The following is a 17,038-nucleotide window of genomic DNA, read 5'->3' as shown; positions in this document are numbered from 1 at the left end:
CGCGACACGGTCCCGAGGAGTAGCTCACCTGCCCGCCGCGTCGCCGCGGCAATGTCCGACCCCCTCCTTACCGTTGAAGCATGCGGATCCTGCACACCTCGGACTGGCACATCGGGCGGACCTTCCACGGGTTCTCGACGCTCGATGCGCTGCGGGGCGTGTTCGATGCCCTAGTCGAGGAGGTGCGTGTCCGGAAGATCGACGTGGTCGTCGTCGCGGGCGATGTCTTCGACTCCGGTACGCCCGCCGCTGCCGCGTTCGAACTGCTCACCGATACTCTCCGGGCCATCCGCTCGGCAGGGGCTCAGCTCGTCGTCACGAGCGGCAACCACGACTCGGCCGCGCGCCTGGGCTTCCAGGCGCCGCTGCTCGGCGCAGCCGGCGTGCACATCATCACCGATCCGCGCTCGGTCGGCACCCCCGTCACGATCGACGACGAGCACGGGCCCGTGCACTTCTACGGTCTTCCCTACCTCGAGCCCGCGATCGTGCGCAGCGTCTGGCGAGACGTCGACCTGCGCACGCAGGAGCACGCCATCCGTCACGCGATGAGCCTCGTGAACGCCGACCGCTCCGAGCGCGGCGGGCGATCGATCGTCGCGTCCCATTGCTTCGCGGGCGACGTCGAACCGACCGCGGGCGTCGAGCGCGAGATCCGGCAGGGATCGCTCGATGTCGTGCCGCTCGTCGACTTCGACGGGCCCGACTACGTCGCGCTCGGTCACATCCACGGGCGGTCGCGCCTCGCCGAGAACGTCCGCTACTCGGGCGCGCCGCTGCACTACAGCTTCGGTGAGGGCGACAAGCCCCGCGGCGCCTGGATCGTCGATCTCGGCGCCGACGGTGTCGAGCGCATCGAATGGCTCGACCTCCCCATCCCGCGCCGGCTGGTCACTCTGCGCGGCACCCTCGACGAGCTGCTGTCCGACGAGCGCTACCGCGAGCACGAGGGCGACTGGGTCTGCGCCGTGCTGACCGACGTGAACCCGCCGCTCGAGCCGATGCGGAAGCTCCGCGCGCGCTTCGACGGATGCGCCACCATCCAGCTCGCACCCGTCGGAGGAGTCAAGGAGGAGCGTCGCACCTTCCGTGAGCGAGTCGAGAGCGCGCGCTCCGACCGCGAGCTCGTCGACGACTTCCTGGCGCACGTGCGCAACGGCGAGGGCGCGACTGACGTCGAGCGGGAGATCATCGGCGAGGTCGTCTCGACCCGCGAGGCCGCGGAGACGCGCGCATGAGAATCCACCGCGTCGAGATCGAGGGCTTCGGCCCCTTCCGCAGGCGCCAGGTCGTCGACCTCGACGCATACGCCGCCGACGGCCTCTTCCTCATCGGCGGGCGCACGGGCGCCGGCAAGTCGAGCATCCTCGACGCGATCACCTTCGCGATCTTCGGCTCGGTTCCGCGCTACGAGGGCGGAGAGAAGCGCCTCCGCAGCGACCACTGCGAGCCCGACGACCCGACGAGCGTCGCCGTCGAGTTCACGACCGGCGGCACCCGCTGGCGCATCGAGCGATCGCCCGAGTACGAGCGCCCGAAGAAGCGCGGCGACGGGATGACCACGGCTCCCGCACGCGCTCAGATGGGCGAGGTGGTCGGCGACTCCGTCGACTGGAGCGCCGTGAAGGACCGCGACGTCGCGAACCTCGTCGCCGAGGTCGTCGGACTCAACCAGCAGCAGTTCCTCCAGGTCATCCTGCTCGCGCAGGGGCGCTTCGCCCGCTTCCTGCTCGCCGACAACAACGATCGCCAGAAGCTCCTCCGCACCCTGTTCGGCTCGCGCCGCTTCGAGGACTACGAGAGGGAGCTCGATCAGCGGCGGGCATCGGCTGAGGCGACGGTCGCCGAGGGGCGTCAGCTCCTCTCGGTCGTGCTCGACCAGGCCGACGGCATCGCGGCCCGGCTTCCGTCCTCGTCCGAGGCTGCGGCGGATGGCGAGGGCGGCGCGATCGCGGATGCGGCGACAGCGGATGGCCCGGGCCGAGAGGCGACGGAGGCTGCGGCCGGGCGCGTCTCTGAGGACATGCGGATCGCCGAGCTCGAGCGCGCCGAGCAGCGCTCGCGCCATGAGGTGGAGATCGCGGAGGCCGCGGAGGCCGAGGCGCGTCGCTGCCGCGAGAGGGTCGCCGAGACCTTCGACCGCCTCCGCGGCGAACGGGAGAAGCAGGAGCAGCGTGACGGTCTGCGGCGCCGGCTCGACGAGCTCGAAGCGCGCATCGACGACATCGAGCGCGCGCGGGAGGAGCTCACCGCGGCGCGCCGGGCGGAGAGCGTGCGCGGCGCGCTCGATGGCGCCGGACGCGCCCTCGCCGCCGTCGCGACCGCTGTGAGCGCGGTCGAGGGCGCGGCGGAGCGGTGGTCCGAGTTCGCGTCGGGCGAGGGCCTCGAGCCCGCCGATCTCGAGCGGATCGCGACGGAGGCGCAGCAGCGGATCGGTGAATGGCGACCGGTTCTCGCCGTCGAGCAGAGTCTCGTCGCCGACGAGGAGGCCCTCGCCGCCCTGCGCGACGAAGCCGCACGAGCGCAGGAGCGCGCCGACGAGGTCGCGGCGCGCCTCGCGGAGATCCCGCGTCGACGCGGGGAGCTCGACGCGACGGCGAAGTCTGCCACGGAGACCGCGGGGCAGCGCCGCCACGCGGAGGACCGGCTGACCTCGGCGACGGCGCAGCTCGAGGCTGCGCGTGAGGTTGCACGACTCGCGTCCGAGTACGAGCGCGCCGCCGCGGCGGCCGAGGAGGCGCTGCGTGCGCGCGACGCCGCCGATCGCGAGCTCGCCGATCTCCATCGGCGTCGCCTCAGCGGCTACGCCGCCGAACTCGCGGCGGAGCTCTCGGACGGCGTCGCGTGCGCGGTCTGCGGGTCCACAACGCACCCCGCGCCGGCCGAGCGGGACGACGACCATGTCTCCGCTGAGGAGATCGACGCCGCGGAGGAGCGGAAGGCGCATGCGAGCCGAACCGAGCTCGCGGCATCCGAGACCCGTCGAGAGGCGCAGCGCGCGCTCGCCGAAGCCGAGGCGAAGTCGGGCGGGCGGAGCGTCGAGCAGCTCGAGTCCGAACGCGACGCAGCGGCAGAGGAGCTCCGCGCGGCGACGGCCGCGGCAGAGGAGCTCAAGGCCATCGAGTCGGCCCAGCGCGAGCTCGCCGAGGAGGAGCAGCGTCTCGGGGCCGAGCGGACCGCGGTGGAGACCGAGAAGACCGAGCTGGCCTCGCGCATCCGCTCGGCCGAGGACGGGCTGGAGAAGAACCGCGCGACGGTCAAGGCAGCGAGAGGCGATGCCGAGTCGGTCGCCGATCGCATCGAGGCGGAGACCCGGCGCGCGGGAGCCGCAGAGGCCTACGCCGAAGCGCAGAATGATGCGCTTCGTGCCGAGCGAGCCGCGACAGAGGCGGCCGAGGCGCTCGATCGGGCCGTCCGCAACGCGGGCTTCGCCGATGTCGAGAGCGCGCGTGCGGCCATCCGCGACGTCGCCGCGCAGGAGCAGCTCGAGCAGCAGATCAGCACCCACGACGGCGATCTGCGCAGCACGAAGGCCGCGCTCATGGAGCTCGAGTTCCTCGTGCTGCCCGAGCAGCCGATCGATGTCGACGGCGCGCAGGCCGCGCTGGCGGCGGCGGACGACGCCCGCGACGCGGCTGTCGCGCACCTGTCGTCGATGCGTCAACTCGCTGCGGCGCTGCAGGACGCGCTCCGCCGGGCGCAGGAGGCGCATGAGAGCATCGCCGCCGCGGTGCGGGAGGCGACGATCATCCGCGACCTGGCCGACGCCGTCGCCGGGCGGAACATGAAGAAGATGGACCTCGAGACGTTCGTTCTCGCGGCCGAGCTCGAGGGCATCGTCGAAGCCGCCAACCGCCGCCTCGACGAGATGTCGGATGGCCGCTACGCGCTCCAGCACACTGACGCGCTCGCATACCGCAACGCGGCGAGCGGCCTCGGGCTCGAGGTGCTCGACCGCTTCACAGGGCAGCCGCGGTCACCGCGGTCGCTCTCGGGCGGAGAGACGTTCCTCGCCTCCCTCGCTCTCGCGCTCGGGCTCGCCGAGGTCGTCACGAACCGCGCAGGGGGGATCACGCTCGACACCCTCTTCATCGACGAGGGCTTCGGATCACTTGACAGCGAGACGCTCGAGGTCGCGATGCGCACGCTCGACGGCCTCCGCGAGGGCGGCCGCACCGTGGGCGTGATCAGCCACGTCGAGGCCATGAAGGAGCAGATCCCCGCGCAGCTGCGCGTCGACCGCACGCCTCAGGGCTGGAGCACCGTGACCCAGGAGACCGTCAGTCCGCTCGGACGATGATCTGATCTCCGGACAGCTCGAACTGGAGGGCGGTTCCGACGGGGAAGATGTCGCGAACCGACTCCGGCGAGGACTCCTCGACCATCATCGTCGCGACCACCGGGAACGAGCCGGCCTCACAGGCGCCGAAGCCGTAGTAGGCGCCGGGCTGGTCCTCCGACAAGGGCGCCATCCCTTGAACGCAGCGTCCGTCCGGGTCGTACCCGAATGTCGCCCCCGGGTGCACCGCGACGCTCAACCCGTGGAACTCCTCGAAGACCGTGACATCTCCCGGCATATCGAGTTCGGGCGGCAGCTCGCCGTCGGGGTCGACGTGCAGCACGGCGACGCGGTGCACGTCGATGCTCGACACGGCGGCCATGCCCCCGAGGGTGACCGCGACGGCGAGGACGAGCGATGCAGCCCAGAGGGCGAGGAGTCTGGTCGAGGGAAGCCCGCGCATGCGCACCGCAAGCCGTTCGATCCATCGCCGTCCCGACACGCCATCCGCTGGAGCGGACAGCACTGGATCGCTCTCCGATGCCGCGCTCTGCGTGTCCGCTGCCGCACCGGGCCGCGCCGCCCCGTCCGCCGCGAGCGAAGGGGAAGCAGCCGCGACGCCCTCGTCACCCGCGGTGTCGACCTTCGCGGTCCGGGCCGCACCGTCGAGTTCCGCGAGGCGGGCGAGGGCGGCGGCGCGCGTCGCGCCGTCCGCCCCACGCCCGAAGGCCTGCTCGCGAAGGAGTCGCAGTTCGTCGTCGGTCGCGGGAGCCATCCCGCTCATCCTGCCATCGCGCGCGGGTGGTGCTGCGAGCCGCTACGCGGACAGGCGGTCGAGTTCTGCGATCTCCTCCGGCGCGAGCTCGAGGCGTCCGGCGGCGAGGAGATCCGCCACCTGGTCGACGCGCGAGGCCGACGCGATCGGGGCGACGACGGTGGGGCGCGACCGAAGCCACGCGAGCGAGATCGTCGCGATCGACACCCCGTGGGCCTGCGCGATCCGCTCGATGCCGTCGATGAGGGCGAGGTTCTTCTCGGAGATGTACTCCTTCGCAGCGCCCGCACGCGGAGAGCCGGCATCGGCCGCCGAGCGGTACTTGCCCGCGAGGAAGCCCTTCGCGAGGGAGAAGTACGGCAGGACGCCGAGGTGGAACTCCTCGGCGAGAGGGAGGATCGTCTGCTCGATGCCGCGCTCGACGAGGTTGTAGTGGGGCTGCACGGCGACCGGGTCAGGGGCGCCGATCTCGCGCGCGATGCGGATCCACTCGCGGATGCGCTCGGGCGTGTAGTTCGAGATCGCGGTGTACTGAACGAGGCCGTCCTGCACGAGCTCGCCGAACGCCGCGACGGTCTCCTCGAGCGGCGTCGACTCGTCGTCGAAGTGCGCGTAGTAGAGATCGATCGACTCGACGCCGAGGCGCTCGATGGACGCCTCCGCGGCGGCGCGGACGTTGGCGGCGGAGAGGCCGCGGAAGTCGGGGTGCTGGCTGACCTTGGTCGCGACGGTCACGCCCTGCGGCTTGCGATCGGCGAGCCAGGCTCCGATGATCCGCTCGCTGTCGCCGCCGCTGTTGCCGGGAACCCAGGCGCTGTACGAGTCGGCCGTGTCGATGAAGTCGCCGCCTCCTTCGACGAAGGCGTCGAGGATGCGGAACGACTCGTCGCGGTCCGCCGTCCACCCGAACACGTTTCCGCCGAGATTCAGGGGGAAGACGTCGAGCTCGCTCGTGCCGATCCGTGCCATGGTGTCTCCAGTCGTTCGGTGATCCGGCTTCCAGGCTATGAGCTGTCGGATGGCCGGGGCGCGGATCGCGGGGAGATCAGCGGATGCTGCGGCTGCGTTCGCGGGGGAGGGACGTGCGATCGTGTGCGAATGAGCTCGAAGAAAACTTCTAAAAACTCTTGCGCGACCAATCGAACAGAACTACTATGGAGTCATGTCGAGGATGACATCAGCACTCAGCGAGAGCCTGGCGGCCCTGCGTGCCGACGTCGCTGACCTCGATGTGGATGGTCTCGCTCCGGACGAGCTGAGGGCGCTGACCGATGTGCTCGGCGCCCTCCGGCGGAGCGTCGATGCGTCGCTCGCCGCGGCCTCGGGAGAGATCGCCCGGCAGTCGCGCCGCGAGCTCGGCAAGGACGGGTTCGCGCGCAGGCAGGGGTACTCCTCGCCGGGCACTCTGCTCTCGGCCACGACGGGTGTGACGACGGGCGAGGCTGCTCGGCTCATGCGCGTCGGCGAGGCGATCGCGCCGCGGATGAGCCTCGTCGGGGAGCGGCTGCCCGCGAAGCACCCGCATGTCGCCGAGGCGCTTCGGGCCGGCGCCCTCGGCCTCGCCGCAGCGGAGGCCATCGTCGGCATGCTCGACCGGGTGGTCGTGCGCGCCGGCACGGCGGCCTGCGACGAGATGGAGTCGATCCTCGTCGCGCAGGCCCCCGGGCTCACGAGTGACGAGCTGCGGCGCCTGCTGCTCGATGCCGAGATGCGGCTCGATCCGGATGGCGCGGAAGACCGAGAGCAGGATCGCCGCGATCGGCGCATGCTCGCGTGGCGCACGGAGCGCGACGGCTCGGTGTCCTTCACGGGGCGCGCCGACCCCGAGACGGCGGCGCCGATCGTCGCGCTGCTCGACGGCATGGTGACGCAGCGGATGCGCGCGAACGAGCACGAGCCCGACGAGGCGCGGCGCGATCGCCGCACGCGGCTGCAGATGCAGATCGACATCCTCGCCGACGTCGCTCGGCATGCTCTCGGCTGCACCGCCATCCCGACCCGCCCCATCGCCACGATGGTCGTGCGGATGGACTACGACACCTTCCGTGCGGCACTCGATGAGCAGAACGGCGACGCGTCGGGCGGCGGCATGGCGACCATCGACGGAATCGAGCAGCCCGTGACCGCCAAGGCGGTGCGGCGCATGGCGGTCGATGCGCAGATCATCCCGTGCGTGCTCGGCGGCAAGAGCGAGATCCTCGACCTCGGACGCAGAGAGCGTCTCTTCACGCCGAAGCAGAAGCTCGCGATCTCCATCCGCGACGAGGGGTGCGCATTCTGCGGCGCCCCGCCCGGCCACGCTGTGGTGCACCACATCGAGTGGTGGTCGCGCGGAGGAAGGACCGATCTCGACAACGGGATCCTCCTGTGCGTGGCCTGTCATCATCGGATCCACGACGACGGATGGGATATCCGCATCGAGGGCGCCGGCGTCGACGCGGTGCCGTGGTTCATCCCGCCGCCCTGGCTCGACCACACGCGCACGCCGCGTCGTGGCGGGCCGACCCGGTACCGGGTGGCCTGCTGATCGGCGGGCCCTAGGCTGGAGTCATGAACAAGAGCACCATCTGGACAGTCCTGGGCGTCATCGCCGCGGTCGTCATCGCGTGGTGGCTCGTGAACATCCTGTTCTCGGTGATGTTCTGGATCTTCAAGCTCGCGGTCGTCGCCGTCGTGGCCGTGGTCGTCTTCTTCGTGCTGCGGTCGCTCGTGAGCTCGCGGCGCGACTGAGCACCTCCGAGCCCGGAACGCTCAGCGCGGGAAGAGCGCGCGCAGCGAGAACCAGCGCTCGTCCGCGCTGATCGAGAGCGAGCCGCCGTACCGCTCGACGGCCGCCTCGATGTTGCGCAGACCGTAGCCGTGGCCGGCCTCGCGCTTGCGTGAGACGATCCGGCCATCCGAGCGCTTCACGATGCCGTCGAAGGTGTTCTCGACACGGAGCATCACGAAGTCGTCCTGCGCGAAGAGGGCGACCCGCACGAGGCGCTCATCGGCGTCCGCGATGCGCTTCGTCGCTTCGATGGCGTTGTCGAGGGCGTTCCCCAGCACCGCCGTCACGTCGAGCGGGCTCATGAAGTCGAGCAGCCGGCCATCCGCCACGTACGAGACGTCGACTCCGTCCTCGTTGGCGCGCAGGCGCTTGCCAGTGAGGACCACGTCGACCACGCGGTTGCCCGTGCGCACCTGTGCCCCGTAGTCCCGGATGGACTCCTCGAGGTCGTCGAGCATCCGCTCGCGCAGCCCCGGATCGGTCTCGGCCCGGAGCGCATCGAGGTGATGCTTCATGTCGTGGTACTTGCGGCTCACCTCGTCGATCGCGCGTCGCGAGAGCTCGTACTGGTCGTGCTGGCTCCGGAGCAGCTGCGACATCGCCTCCGCGTCGCGCCGGGTCTGCATCTCGCGGCGCACCTCGTGCTGCACGTAGAGCGCGATGTAGCCGCAGAGGTCCACGAGCGTGCGGATGTAGAAGATCTCGGGGCCGAGACGGCTGCTGAACGGGGTGTTGGCGTTGGCGAAGCTGAGGTTCGAGATCCCGAAGGTCGCCGCGGCGATCGCCAGCGCGCTCACGAGCTCGCGCCATCCGACCTCGATCTCCGCTCCGCGCGTGAGATGCCGGCGCTCGGCGAGCCAGGCGAGCACGAGCACGCCGCCGTAGACGAGGGCGAGGAACGCCGCCCGGGCGACGCCCTCCGCGTCGGGCAGGTAGAAGCGCTCGAGCTGCCAATGCAGCGACGCGACGAACTCGGCGAGCACGAACGCCCGCGCCGTCAGGTACCCCGCCGTCACCGCGGTGATCCGCAGCGACGCGAAGAGGAGCGCGAACATCGTGAGAGCGGCGCCGAGCATGCCGGGGATCCACAGCGCGAGAGGGAGGGTGTCTGCCCACAGCTGCAGACCGACGAGAGCCGCGAGCCCGGCCAGGGCGACGCCGACGGTGGGGAGCCACCGCATGCGCCGGCGGACGATCGCGATGAACACGACGCAGGCGCCCCACTCGGCGAGAGCGGTGAACAGGCGGGGGATCTCGGCGAGCTCGCTCGTGAGGACGTCGCTCATGCCGTGATCCCGCGCGAGCCGATGTAGCTCGCGAGCGCCGCGAGGAAGTCCTTCTTGCGCGGACGGCTGATCTGCAGCCGCGCGCCGCCGCGCATCCGGCAGTCGCTGCCCTCGACGCCCGTGACGTGGCGCAGATTGACGAGGTAGCCGCTGTTGCACCGGTGGAAGCCCTCGTCCGCGAGCTCGGCCTCCATGGCCTTCAGCGTCGCGACCACCGTGTGGTCGGTCTCGAGCGTGTGGATCAGCACGTTGTGCTTCGCGCTCTCGAGGTAGACGATGTCGGCGACGTCGACGCGGTGGCGCGCCCCGTCGGTGGTCGAGAAGAGGAGGTGACGGCGCTCGCGCCGCCGCAGGCGGACGAGGCACCGCTCCATCTCCTGCTCGAAGGCCGCGTAGGACACCGGCTTGAGGAGGTAGCTGAGCGCGTCGACCTCGTATCCGCTGATCGCGTACTGAGGCGAGCTCGTCACGAACACGATGATGACCTCGCCGTCCACCTCGCGGATGCGGCGGGCCGCGGTCATGCCGTCCACGCGCTCCATCTGGATGTCGAGGAGGAGGACATCCCAGTCGGGCCGGTAGTCGTCGAGGATGTCCGCGCCGTCATGGAACGCGCCGATGTGGAACCGCTCGTCGTGCTCGCGCTGGAACCGGTCGAGGTGCGAGAGGAGACGGTCGATGCTCCCCGGGTCGTCCTCGACGACGGCGATGCGGATCATCCTCTCTCCCTCCTCGGATCAGCTGAAACCGACGACCCGGCGCGCGACGCTGTACGCGAGCGAGGTCACACGGCGCCCGGCATGACCGGGCAGGTTGCTGCTCGCGCCCATGAAGCTCCGTCGGAGCCTCGTGTAGACCCACGGGCTCTCCGCCTTGACCTCGCGCCAGAAGGCGTCGCGCTGAGCGAGGTGCGCACGCGTTCCTCCTCGCGCGAGAGTGGCGGAGGTGACCGCGCAGATCGCCTCGATGTAGTGCAGCAGCGCGGCGTACAGGGGCGCCGGCACCTCTCCGGTCGCGACCTCGGCGGGAGAGGGGAGCGCGCGCAGGGCGAGGCGGTTCACCCGCAGCTGCTGGTCGACGCGGCGCAGCATCGTGTCGGCCTCGACCGACTGCCCTTCGCGGCCGATGACGTAGTGGTAGAGCTTCACCGGCAGGTAGTACATGCTCCGCACGCGCGCGAGGGGCACGACGACGTAGAGGTTGTCGACGTAGAAGGTGTTCTCGGGCAGCCGGAGGCCGGATGCCCGCACCATCTCCGTGCGGTAGATGATCGCGTGCATCATGAGGTACTGGCGACGGCTGAACCGCTCGGTGTCGCCCCATTCGAAGACCCGGCCCGCGGGGAAGACGCTGTCGAACCGGGAGACGCGGTTGGACTTCCCGACGCGGTCGTGCACGTAGTCGGTGAACACGGCGTCGACGCCGCCGCACTCCTCGAGGGTGCGCAGGATCTGCAGCACCTGCTCGAGAGCGGGGATGCTGAGCCAGTCGTCGGCGTCGAGCACCTTGAGGTACGTGCCGCGCGCCTCGGCGAGACCGGTGTTGATCGCCCCGCCGTGCCCCCGGTTCGGCTGATGGATGGCCCGGAACACGTCGGGGCGCCGACGCGCGTAGTCGTCGGCGATCTCGGCGGTGGCGTCGGTCGATCCGTCGTCGACGACGATCACCTCGATGTCGTGTCGCATCCGCAGAAGGGGGACGAGGGCACGGTGAAGGTGGTCGGCCGCGTTGTAGGCGGGGACCACGATCGAGAGCAGGGGCATGGCTCTAGTCTGCCTGTGCGGTGGGCGCGGCCACGGCGGCGGCGTCGGGCGTCTGGCGGAAGATCAGCTTGAAGATCGGGTAGAAGACCCAGAACGAGATCGCCGAGTTGATGATCATCGTCGCGACGTCGGCCACGACCTCGCCCGTGCCGCCCCACATCCCGATGAGGAGGTCGTAGATCGGGGCCTTGTAGAACCCCTGCGCGGCAGCCGCGACGAACGTGATGACGACGTAGGCGAGCGCGTACCATCCGGCCGCGACCCACGGCGAGGTGTTCGACTTGAACGTGATGTTGCGCTGGAGGAAGAAGTTGATGACCTGCGCGATGAGCAGCGTGATCTGGACGGCCAGGAAGTAGGCGAGACCACCGCCCCCTTCGGGGAGGGCGCCGGCCGCGTAGTCGAACATGAAGTACGTCGAGCCGTCGACGTTCGAGCCGACCGGGAGCACCTGGAAGTCGACCCCGACGAGACCCGTGAAGCTGTCGAACGCCCAGCGGAAGATCGGCATGAGCGCGAGCTGCAGCACGGTCACGCCGTTCGAGAGCACGAAGAACATGAGGAACTTCGACAGCTCGGGGTGCCGGTCCTGGAAGCCTCGCCACCAGTCCTTGATCGCGGTGAACATCATGCGCTCCTGTTCGAGGTGGGTGCGTCGGCGGCGGAGAGGAAGGCGTCGCGGGTGCGCCTCTCCTCCCGGCGTCCGCGGAAGAAGGCGGCGACGACGCGGCCCAGACCGCGGATCGTCTGCCCATTGACGAGGGTGAGCAGCGCGTCGGTGAGCCGGCTCGTCGCGAGGCCGCCGCTCATCTTCGAGATGACGCGGAACGGCCCGTTGAAGAGGAAGAGGATGTTGAGGTCGGGCTCCCCGGACGCCTCGGCCTTGCGCCGACGACCGTCGACGATCCGGAACACAAGACGCGCGAGGGGGCTGCGGGCGACGCGGAGCCGATCGATCGGATCGTTCACCCCGAGCGGGCCGTCGCCCCATTCCGACTCCGGGCGCGGGCGCCCGAGCAGCGCGGTGAAGTCCGCGTCGGAGACGTCGTGCACGCGTCCCGTGGCATAGACGGCGAGTGCTGCCTCCGGCGTCCGCTGCGGCACGGTGCCCCCGACGGGCACGACGGCCTCGAGCGGCAGATCGCGCACATTCGGGCCCACCTGCACGAGGTAGTCGCCCTCCTCGATCTGCCAGGCGCCCGTGCGGACGTCGAAGAACCGGAAGGCGCGCGCGCCGAGTGGCACGGTGATCCGCGCGGACTCGCCGGCCGCGAGCCGCACCTTGCGGAAGCCCTTGAGCTCGCGCACCGCGCGCGGCACGCCGCCCGTGCCGCGGCGGCCGACGTAGACCTGCGCGACGTCGGCGCCTGCGACGCCGCCCGTGTTCGTCACGGTGAACGAGACCGCGTCGTCGCCCACCTGCAGATCGGAGTACGCGAACGTCGTGTAGCTCAGTCCGAATCCGAAGGGGAACGCGACATCGACGCCCGCGGTCTCGTAGTAGCGGTAGCCGACGAAGGGGCCCTCGCGGTACTCGGCGGTGCGGTCGACGCTCGGGAAGCGTCCGGCGGTCGGCGTGTCGGCGAGGCGGTGCGGGACGGTCTCGGCGAGGCGACCGCCGGGGTTGACGGCTCCGGTCAGCACGTCGGCGAGCCCCTCCGCACCGGCCTGTCCGCCGAGGTATGCGTGCACGAGAGCCGCCGCGTCATCGGCCCACGGCGTCTCGACGACGCCGCCCGCGCTCAGCACGACCACCGTGCGCGGATTCGCGGCCGCGACAGCGCGCAGCACGTCGACCTGCGCCGCGGGCAGCGCGAGGGAGCCGCGGTCGAGCCCCTCCGACTCGGAGATCTCGGGGAGGCCGAGCGCGAGGACCGCGACCTCGGCCTCGCGCGCCGCGGCGACGGCGCCCGCGAGGAGAGCGGCGTCAGGGCGGCCGTCCCGGCGGAACCCCGGCGAGAACGAGAGCACCTCGAGGTCGGTCTCGGCGAGCGCATCCCGCAGGTTCGTCACGCGGGTGGCGTTGACCGCCGACGATCCAGCGCCCTGGTAGCGGGGGGTCTCGGCGAAGTCGCCGATGAGGGCGACGCGCGTGCCGGACGAGAGGGGGAGCAGCCCGCCCTCATTGCGCAGGAGGACGGCCGACTCGGCCGCCGCGCGTCGGGCGAGGGCGTGGTGCGCGTCGGCGTCGAAGCGCGATCGGGCGCGCGTCGTCCGCGTCGTGACGCGCCGCACGAGGTCGAGGATCTCGGCGACCCGCGCATCGAGGTCCGCCTCGGCGAGTTCGCCGCTCTCGACGGCGGCGACGATCTGACGGGCCGAGTCGAACCCGGGCGAGGGCATCTCGATCGAGCCGCCCGCGCGCACGGCGGCGACGGCGTCGTTGCCGCCACCCCAGTCGGAGATGACCGCGCCGTCGAAGCCCCACTCCTCGCGGAGGATCTCGGCGAGAAGATGCGCGTTCTCGTGCGCGTAGGCGCCGTTCACGAGGTTGTACGACGACATGATCGCCCACGGCGCCGCGTCCTCGACGACGATCTCGAACGCGGTCAGGTAGATCTCGCGCAGGGTCCGCTCGTCGACGACCGAGTTGCTCACCATCCGGCGCAGCTCCTGGCTGTTGACGGCGAAGTGCTTGGGCGTCGCGGCGACGCCCTGCTCCTGGATGCCGCGCACGTACGCGGCGGCGAGGCGCCCCGCGAGCTCGGGGTCCTCGGAGAAGTACTCGAAGCTGCGCCCGCCGAGCGGGCTGCGCTTGATGTTGAGACCCGGCCCGAGCAGCACGTGCACGCCCTGGGCGGACGCCTCCGCACCGAGCGCTCGGCCGATCTCGGCGGCGAGCTCCTCGTCCCAGCTGTTGGCGATCGTGGCCGCGGTCGGGAAGCAGGTCGCCGGCTCGGAGGCGTTGAGACCGAGGTGGTCCGCGGAGCCGACCTGCTTGCGCACACCGTGTGGGCCATCCGACATCCAGATCGCGGGGATGCCGAGACGCGCGATCGCGCGCGTCTGCCAGGTGTTCTGACCGCTCAGCAGGGCGGCCTTCTCGAGGAGGGTGAGCTGGGCGAGGAGCGCCGGTGTGTCGTTCACGATGAGGTCTTCCTGTGCGGGGCCGGGAGGTCGCCCTCCCGGCCCCGGTTCATGGCTGGGTCAGTACGTCGCCGCGTCGGCCGGGGCGACGGTCGGGCGAGCGCGGTGACGGCGCACGCGCACGACCATCCAGACCACGCCGGCCACGACGAGCAGCGCGAGCAGGATCGTCCCGACGATGACGCCGATCTCCCAGCCCGCCAGCTGGTACGTGAGCGTCGCACCCGAGGCCATGCCGTTCACCGCGTTGGAGTTCGCCACGGTGTAGAGCACGTTGTGGATGGCGTACCGCAGGTTGTCCTGCGCGGCCGCGCTCGTCGAGTCCGCGATCGTCTTCGAGCCCTCGAACGTCAGCATGTGATCCGTTCCCCTGGCGTTCCACGCCTGGTCGGGGTACATGAAGTCGTACAGGTTGAAGTCGGTGATCGCGAAGCCGCGGAAGCCCCACTCCTCGCGCAGGACGTCGTGCATGAGCGCGGACGAGCCGCCGGCCCACGTCGCGCCGATGCGGTTGAAGGAGCTCATGATCGCGGTCGAGCCGATCTCGCTCGTCTGCAGCTCGCCATCCGCGTCGTAGTACTCGACCTCGCCGCGCGCGTCCTTCACGACCATCTCGAACGGCTTGAGGTACAGCTCGCGGATGGTCTGCTCGGTCGCCCAGGTCGAGAGCCCGCCGCCGTTCACGCGGTTGGTCTCCTGGTCGTTCATGGCGAAGTGCTTCGTGAACGAGTACACGCCCTTCGTCAGCGCGCCGTCGACGACCTGGGCCGCGAGGGCGCCCGAGAGCACCGGGTCCTCCGAGTAGTACTCGAAGTTGCGGCCCGCGAACGGCGAGCGGTGCAGGTTCACCGCGGGGGCGTACCAGCCGTTCGCGCCCATGTGCAGCGCCTCGTTGCCCACGGCCACGCCCATGGCGTTCGCGAGGTCGCGGCTCCACGTCTGGCCGATGAGGTACTCCGAGGGGAACGCGGTCCCGGTCCAGAGGTCGGGGTTGATGAACGACGAGAAGCCCGCGGGGCCGTCGAGGTCGTTCGTGCGGATCTTGCCGATCTCCGGCAGCCCTGCCGTGTTGTACGCGCCCGACGTGAGGAGCGTGAGCACCTCGTCGGGGTCGAGCTGGTCGAGGAGCTCCTCCCACGCGGGGTCGTCGTACGGCAGGCCGCGCAGATCGACGAGGGACAGGTCGTTGTCGGCGTTCCACGTCGGAGCCTCGGCGCCCTCGGCGTCGGACGCGGCGGCCGCGGCGTCGAACGGCTCGTACGCGGCGATCGTCGCCTCGCTCGCCTCGAGGTCGGCGCCCTCGGGAGCGGTCGGGAACGTGCCGGCGAAGTCCGCGCGCGAGAACGCCGTGCGGGTGCCGTCCTCGAACGCGGCCGTCACGTCGTCGAAGCGGTTGGTCGCGGGGACCTCGTCGCTCGCGCGTCCGTCCGTGTAGACGACGGTCTCGTCGACCGTGTAGACGAGCGGCTCGATGCCGTCCTTGAGGCTGTGCGAGTCGGTCTGCAGCTTCAGCTCGTAGTCGCCCTGCTCGAGCACGTAGGCCGCGGCATCTGCCGCGTCGTACGAGGCCATGTCCTCAACGGCGAGCGTCAGCGTGACGGTCTCCGTCGCGCCGGGCTCGAGGAGCCCCGTCTTCGCGAAGTCGCCGAGCACCACGTGGGCCTTCTCGATGCCGCCCGGGGTGTACGGAGCGGTGTAGTAGAGCTGGACGACGTCCTTGCCAGCGACGTCGCCCGTGTTCGTCACGTCGACGTCGATCGAGATCTCGCCGTCGACCTCGCCCAGGCGCGCGTCCGCGACGCTCCAGTCGAAGGTCGTGTAGCTCAGCCCGTAGCCGAACGGGTAGACGACGGCCTCGTCGTAGTCGATGAAGCCCTCGACCGCGGCGGTCTCGTAGTAGCGGTACCCGCTGTAGATGCCCTCCTCGTAGTCCACGAAGTACGCGTCCTCGAGGTTCGCGTAGGCGAAGTCGCCGAAGTTGACGAACGTCGGGTCGGCCGTGAAGTCGGCCGAGAAGACGTCGACGGTGTGACCGGACGGGTTGACCGCGCCGCTCAGGATGCTGCCGAGGGCGTTGAAGCCCGAGACACCCGGCGAGCCGGCGAACACGATGCCGTCGACTGCGGGGTCGTCCTCGAGGATGCCGAGCTCCATCGACGTCGACGCGTTGACGACGACCACGACGGTCTCGAAATTCTCCTCGGCGAGGGCGACGAGGTCCTTCTCGTCCTGGTTGAGCTCGAGCTGGTGCTGCCCCGGCTCGGCGGTCTCGTCCCAGGGGGTCATGTCGGTGGCGAGGTCTCCGCCCTCGCCGCCGGCGCGTCCGATGACGACGATCGCCGCGTCGCCGTACTCCGCGAAGCTGTCGAGCGCGTCCTGCGAGTACTCGTCGACCGGCATCTCGCCGATGTTGTAGTTCGACTCCTCGGGCTTGTCCATGACGATGTTCGTCCGGCCGCCCTCCGCCGCGGGGTTCGCCTCGGCGAAGGCCGCGAGCTCGTCGAAGACCGTGTCGTTGACCGTGAAGCCGGCGTTCTCGATGCCCTGGCGGATGTTCACGGCCGTGCGCGTGTCGGCGGTTCCCGATCCGGAGCCGCCGTACACGGGGTCGGCGGCGCCACGCCCGAGGAGCGTCACGGCGCCCGTCTCGAGCGGCAGCGCGCCGTTGTTCTTGAGGAGCGTCATGCCCTCGTCGGCGATGTCCTCGACGAGCTCGGCCGACGCCGCCTTGGCGTCGTCCTGCGTCGCGTGATCGCTCTCGTAGTAGGTCGTGTCGAGCTCAGCGCCCTCGGCGGTGTTGCTGACGACGTACGTGCCGGTGCCCATGAACGATTCGATCGCCCCGCGGAACATCCCGATCGCGATGTTCGCGCCGACGGCCAGGACGGCCACGAACGCGACGATCGGGATCCAGATCGCGAGGAACCTCCTGTTCGACATCGGCGCCTTGGCCTTCGTTGAACCCACGTGTTCTCTCCTCTTGATGCGGGCCTCCCTCGGCGGAGGCCGGCGTCCCGCCTCGGTGCGCAGACGCCGCCACCCATTCCACCGATGTTCATGCACCTGCATGGGCGCTGC

General features: G+C 70.6%; 12 protein-coding genes. 4 read left to right on the top strand and 8 right to left on the bottom strand.

Annotated features, from left to right (window positions below; genetic code table 11):
• Window positions 1–80 precede the first annotated feature (80 nt).
• Together M1D56_RS13695 and M1D56_RS13690 are read left to right on the top strand one after the other, a co-directional pair.
• A complete protein-coding gene (locus tag M1D56_RS13695; RefSeq protein WP_456283872.1) occupies window positions 81–1,238 on the top strand; it encodes an exonuclease SbcCD subunit D in 1,158 nt (385 codons plus the stop codon).
• The gene (locus M1D56_RS13690; protein ID WP_456283871.1) at window positions 1,235–4,300 is read left to right on the top strand and encodes an AAA family ATPase; all 3,066 of its coding nucleotides are present in this window, start codon (window positions 1,235–1,237) and stop codon (window positions 4,298–4,300) included. The genes M1D56_RS13695 and M1D56_RS13690 overlap by 4 nt, the downstream gene beginning before the upstream one ends.
• Here M1D56_RS13690 and M1D56_RS13685 read toward each other — a convergent pair.
• Together M1D56_RS13685 and M1D56_RS13680 are read right to left on the bottom strand one after the other, a co-directional pair.
• On the bottom strand, window positions 4,281–5,054 hold the full coding sequence (locus M1D56_RS13685) for a hypothetical protein (RefSeq protein WP_456283870.1): 774 nt from the start codon (window positions 5,052–5,054) through the stop codon (window positions 4,281–4,283). The two genes, M1D56_RS13690 and M1D56_RS13685, sit on opposite strands and share 20 nt — an antisense overlap.
• A gap of 42 nt (window positions 5,055–5,096) precedes the next feature.
• Window positions 5,097–6,023: an aldo/keto reductase gene (locus M1D56_RS13680; protein ID WP_421076073.1), complete on the bottom strand. Its 927-nt coding sequence runs from the start codon at window positions 6,021–6,023 to the stop codon at window positions 5,097–5,099.
• A 193-nt stretch (window positions 6,024–6,216) separates the two neighbouring features.
• Here M1D56_RS13680 and M1D56_RS13675 point away from each other — a divergent pair, with 193 nt between their 5' ends.
• Together M1D56_RS13675 and M1D56_RS13670 are read left to right on the top strand one after the other, a co-directional pair.
• Entirely contained in the window at window positions 6,217–7,581 is a 1,365-nt protein-coding gene (locus tag M1D56_RS13675) for an HNH endonuclease (protein WP_282980140.1), read from the top strand.
• Between the two features lie 23 nt (window positions 7,582–7,604).
• Window positions 7,605–7,784, top strand: a complete 180-nt coding sequence (locus tag M1D56_RS13670) for a hypothetical protein (RefSeq protein ID WP_324013943.1) — start codon at window positions 7,605–7,607, stop codon at window positions 7,782–7,784.
• Between the two features lie 21 nt (window positions 7,785–7,805).
• Here M1D56_RS13670 and M1D56_RS13665 read toward each other — a convergent pair whose 3' ends face one another.
• The 6 genes from M1D56_RS13665 to M1D56_RS13640 are packed head-to-tail and all read right to left on the bottom strand — an operon-like array spanning window position 7,806 to window position 16,927.
• Window positions 7,806–9,110, bottom strand: coding sequence for a GHKL domain-containing protein (locus M1D56_RS13665; RefSeq protein ID WP_456283869.1), 1,305 nt, complete (start codon window positions 9,108–9,110; stop codon window positions 7,806–7,808).
• Entirely contained in the window at window positions 9,107–9,829 is a 723-nt protein-coding gene (locus M1D56_RS13660; protein WP_282980144.1) for a LytR/AlgR family response regulator transcription factor, read from the bottom strand. The genes M1D56_RS13665 and M1D56_RS13660 overlap by 4 nt, the downstream gene beginning before the upstream one ends.
• Window positions 9,830–9,847: 18 nt before the next feature.
• Window positions 9,848–10,873, bottom strand: a complete 1,026-nt coding sequence (locus M1D56_RS13655) for a glycosyltransferase family 2 protein (protein WP_271174389.1) — start codon at window positions 10,871–10,873, stop codon at window positions 9,848–9,850.
• Between the two features lie 4 nt (window positions 10,874–10,877).
• On the bottom strand, window positions 10,878–11,501 hold the full coding sequence (locus M1D56_RS13650) for a hypothetical protein (RefSeq protein ID WP_456283868.1): 624 nt from the start codon (window positions 11,499–11,501) through the stop codon (window positions 10,878–10,880).
• The gene (locus M1D56_RS13645) at window positions 11,501–13,960 is read right to left on the bottom strand and encodes a glycoside hydrolase family 3 C-terminal domain-containing protein (RefSeq protein ID WP_456283867.1); all 2,460 of its coding nucleotides are present in this window, start codon (window positions 13,958–13,960) and stop codon (window positions 11,501–11,503) included. Before M1D56_RS13645 ends, M1D56_RS13650 begins: the two co-directional genes overlap by 1 nt.
• A 60-nt stretch (window positions 13,961–14,020) precedes the next feature.
• A complete protein-coding gene (locus tag M1D56_RS13640; protein ID WP_456283866.1) occupies window positions 14,021–16,927 on the bottom strand; it encodes a glycoside hydrolase family 3 C-terminal domain-containing protein in 2,907 nt (968 codons plus the stop codon).
• Between the last annotated feature and the right edge of the window lie 111 nt (window positions 16,928–17,038).

It is taken from the genome of Microbacterium sp. JZ101 (genome assembly GCF_053903175.1).
The sequence above is the reverse complement of the archived record's forward strand: the minus strand, read 5'-3'. Positions and strand labels throughout refer to the sequence as shown.

What these genes read in the sequence shown, in the direction of transcription:
- M1D56_RS13695 (WP_456283872.1), top strand. Translation starts at nt 81, where the DNA reads ATGCGGATCCTGCACACCTCGGACTGGCACATCGGGCGGACCTTCCAC.
- M1D56_RS13690 (WP_456283871.1), top strand. Translation starts at nt 1,235, where the DNA reads ATGAGAATCCACCGCGTCGAGATCGAGGGCTTCGGCCCCTTCCGCAGG.
- M1D56_RS13685 (WP_456283870.1), bottom strand. Translation starts at nt 5,054, where the DNA reads ATGGCTCCCGCGACCGACGACGAACTGCGACTCCTTCGCGAGCAGGCC.
- M1D56_RS13680 (WP_421076073.1), bottom strand. Translation starts at nt 6,023, where the DNA reads ATGGCACGGATCGGCACGAGCGAGCTCGACGTCTTCCCCCTGAATCTC.
- M1D56_RS13675 (WP_282980140.1), top strand. Translation starts at nt 6,217, where the DNA reads ATGTCGAGGATGACATCAGCACTCAGCGAGAGCCTGGCGGCCCTGCGT.
- M1D56_RS13670 (WP_324013943.1), top strand. Translation starts at nt 7,605, where the DNA reads ATGAACAAGAGCACCATCTGGACAGTCCTGGGCGTCATCGCCGCGGTC.
- M1D56_RS13665 (WP_456283869.1), bottom strand. Translation starts at nt 9,110, where the DNA reads ATGAGCGACGTCCTCACGAGCGAGCTCGCCGAGATCCCCCGCCTGTTC.
- M1D56_RS13660 (WP_282980144.1), bottom strand. Translation starts at nt 9,829, where the DNA reads ATGATCCGCATCGCCGTCGTCGAGGACGACCCGGGGAGCATCGACCGT.
- M1D56_RS13655 (WP_271174389.1), bottom strand. Translation starts at nt 10,873, where the DNA reads ATGCCCCTGCTCTCGATCGTGGTCCCCGCCTACAACGCGGCCGACCAC.
- M1D56_RS13650 (WP_456283868.1), bottom strand. Translation starts at nt 11,501, where the DNA reads ATGTTCACCGCGATCAAGGACTGGTGGCGAGGCTTCCAGGACCGGCAC.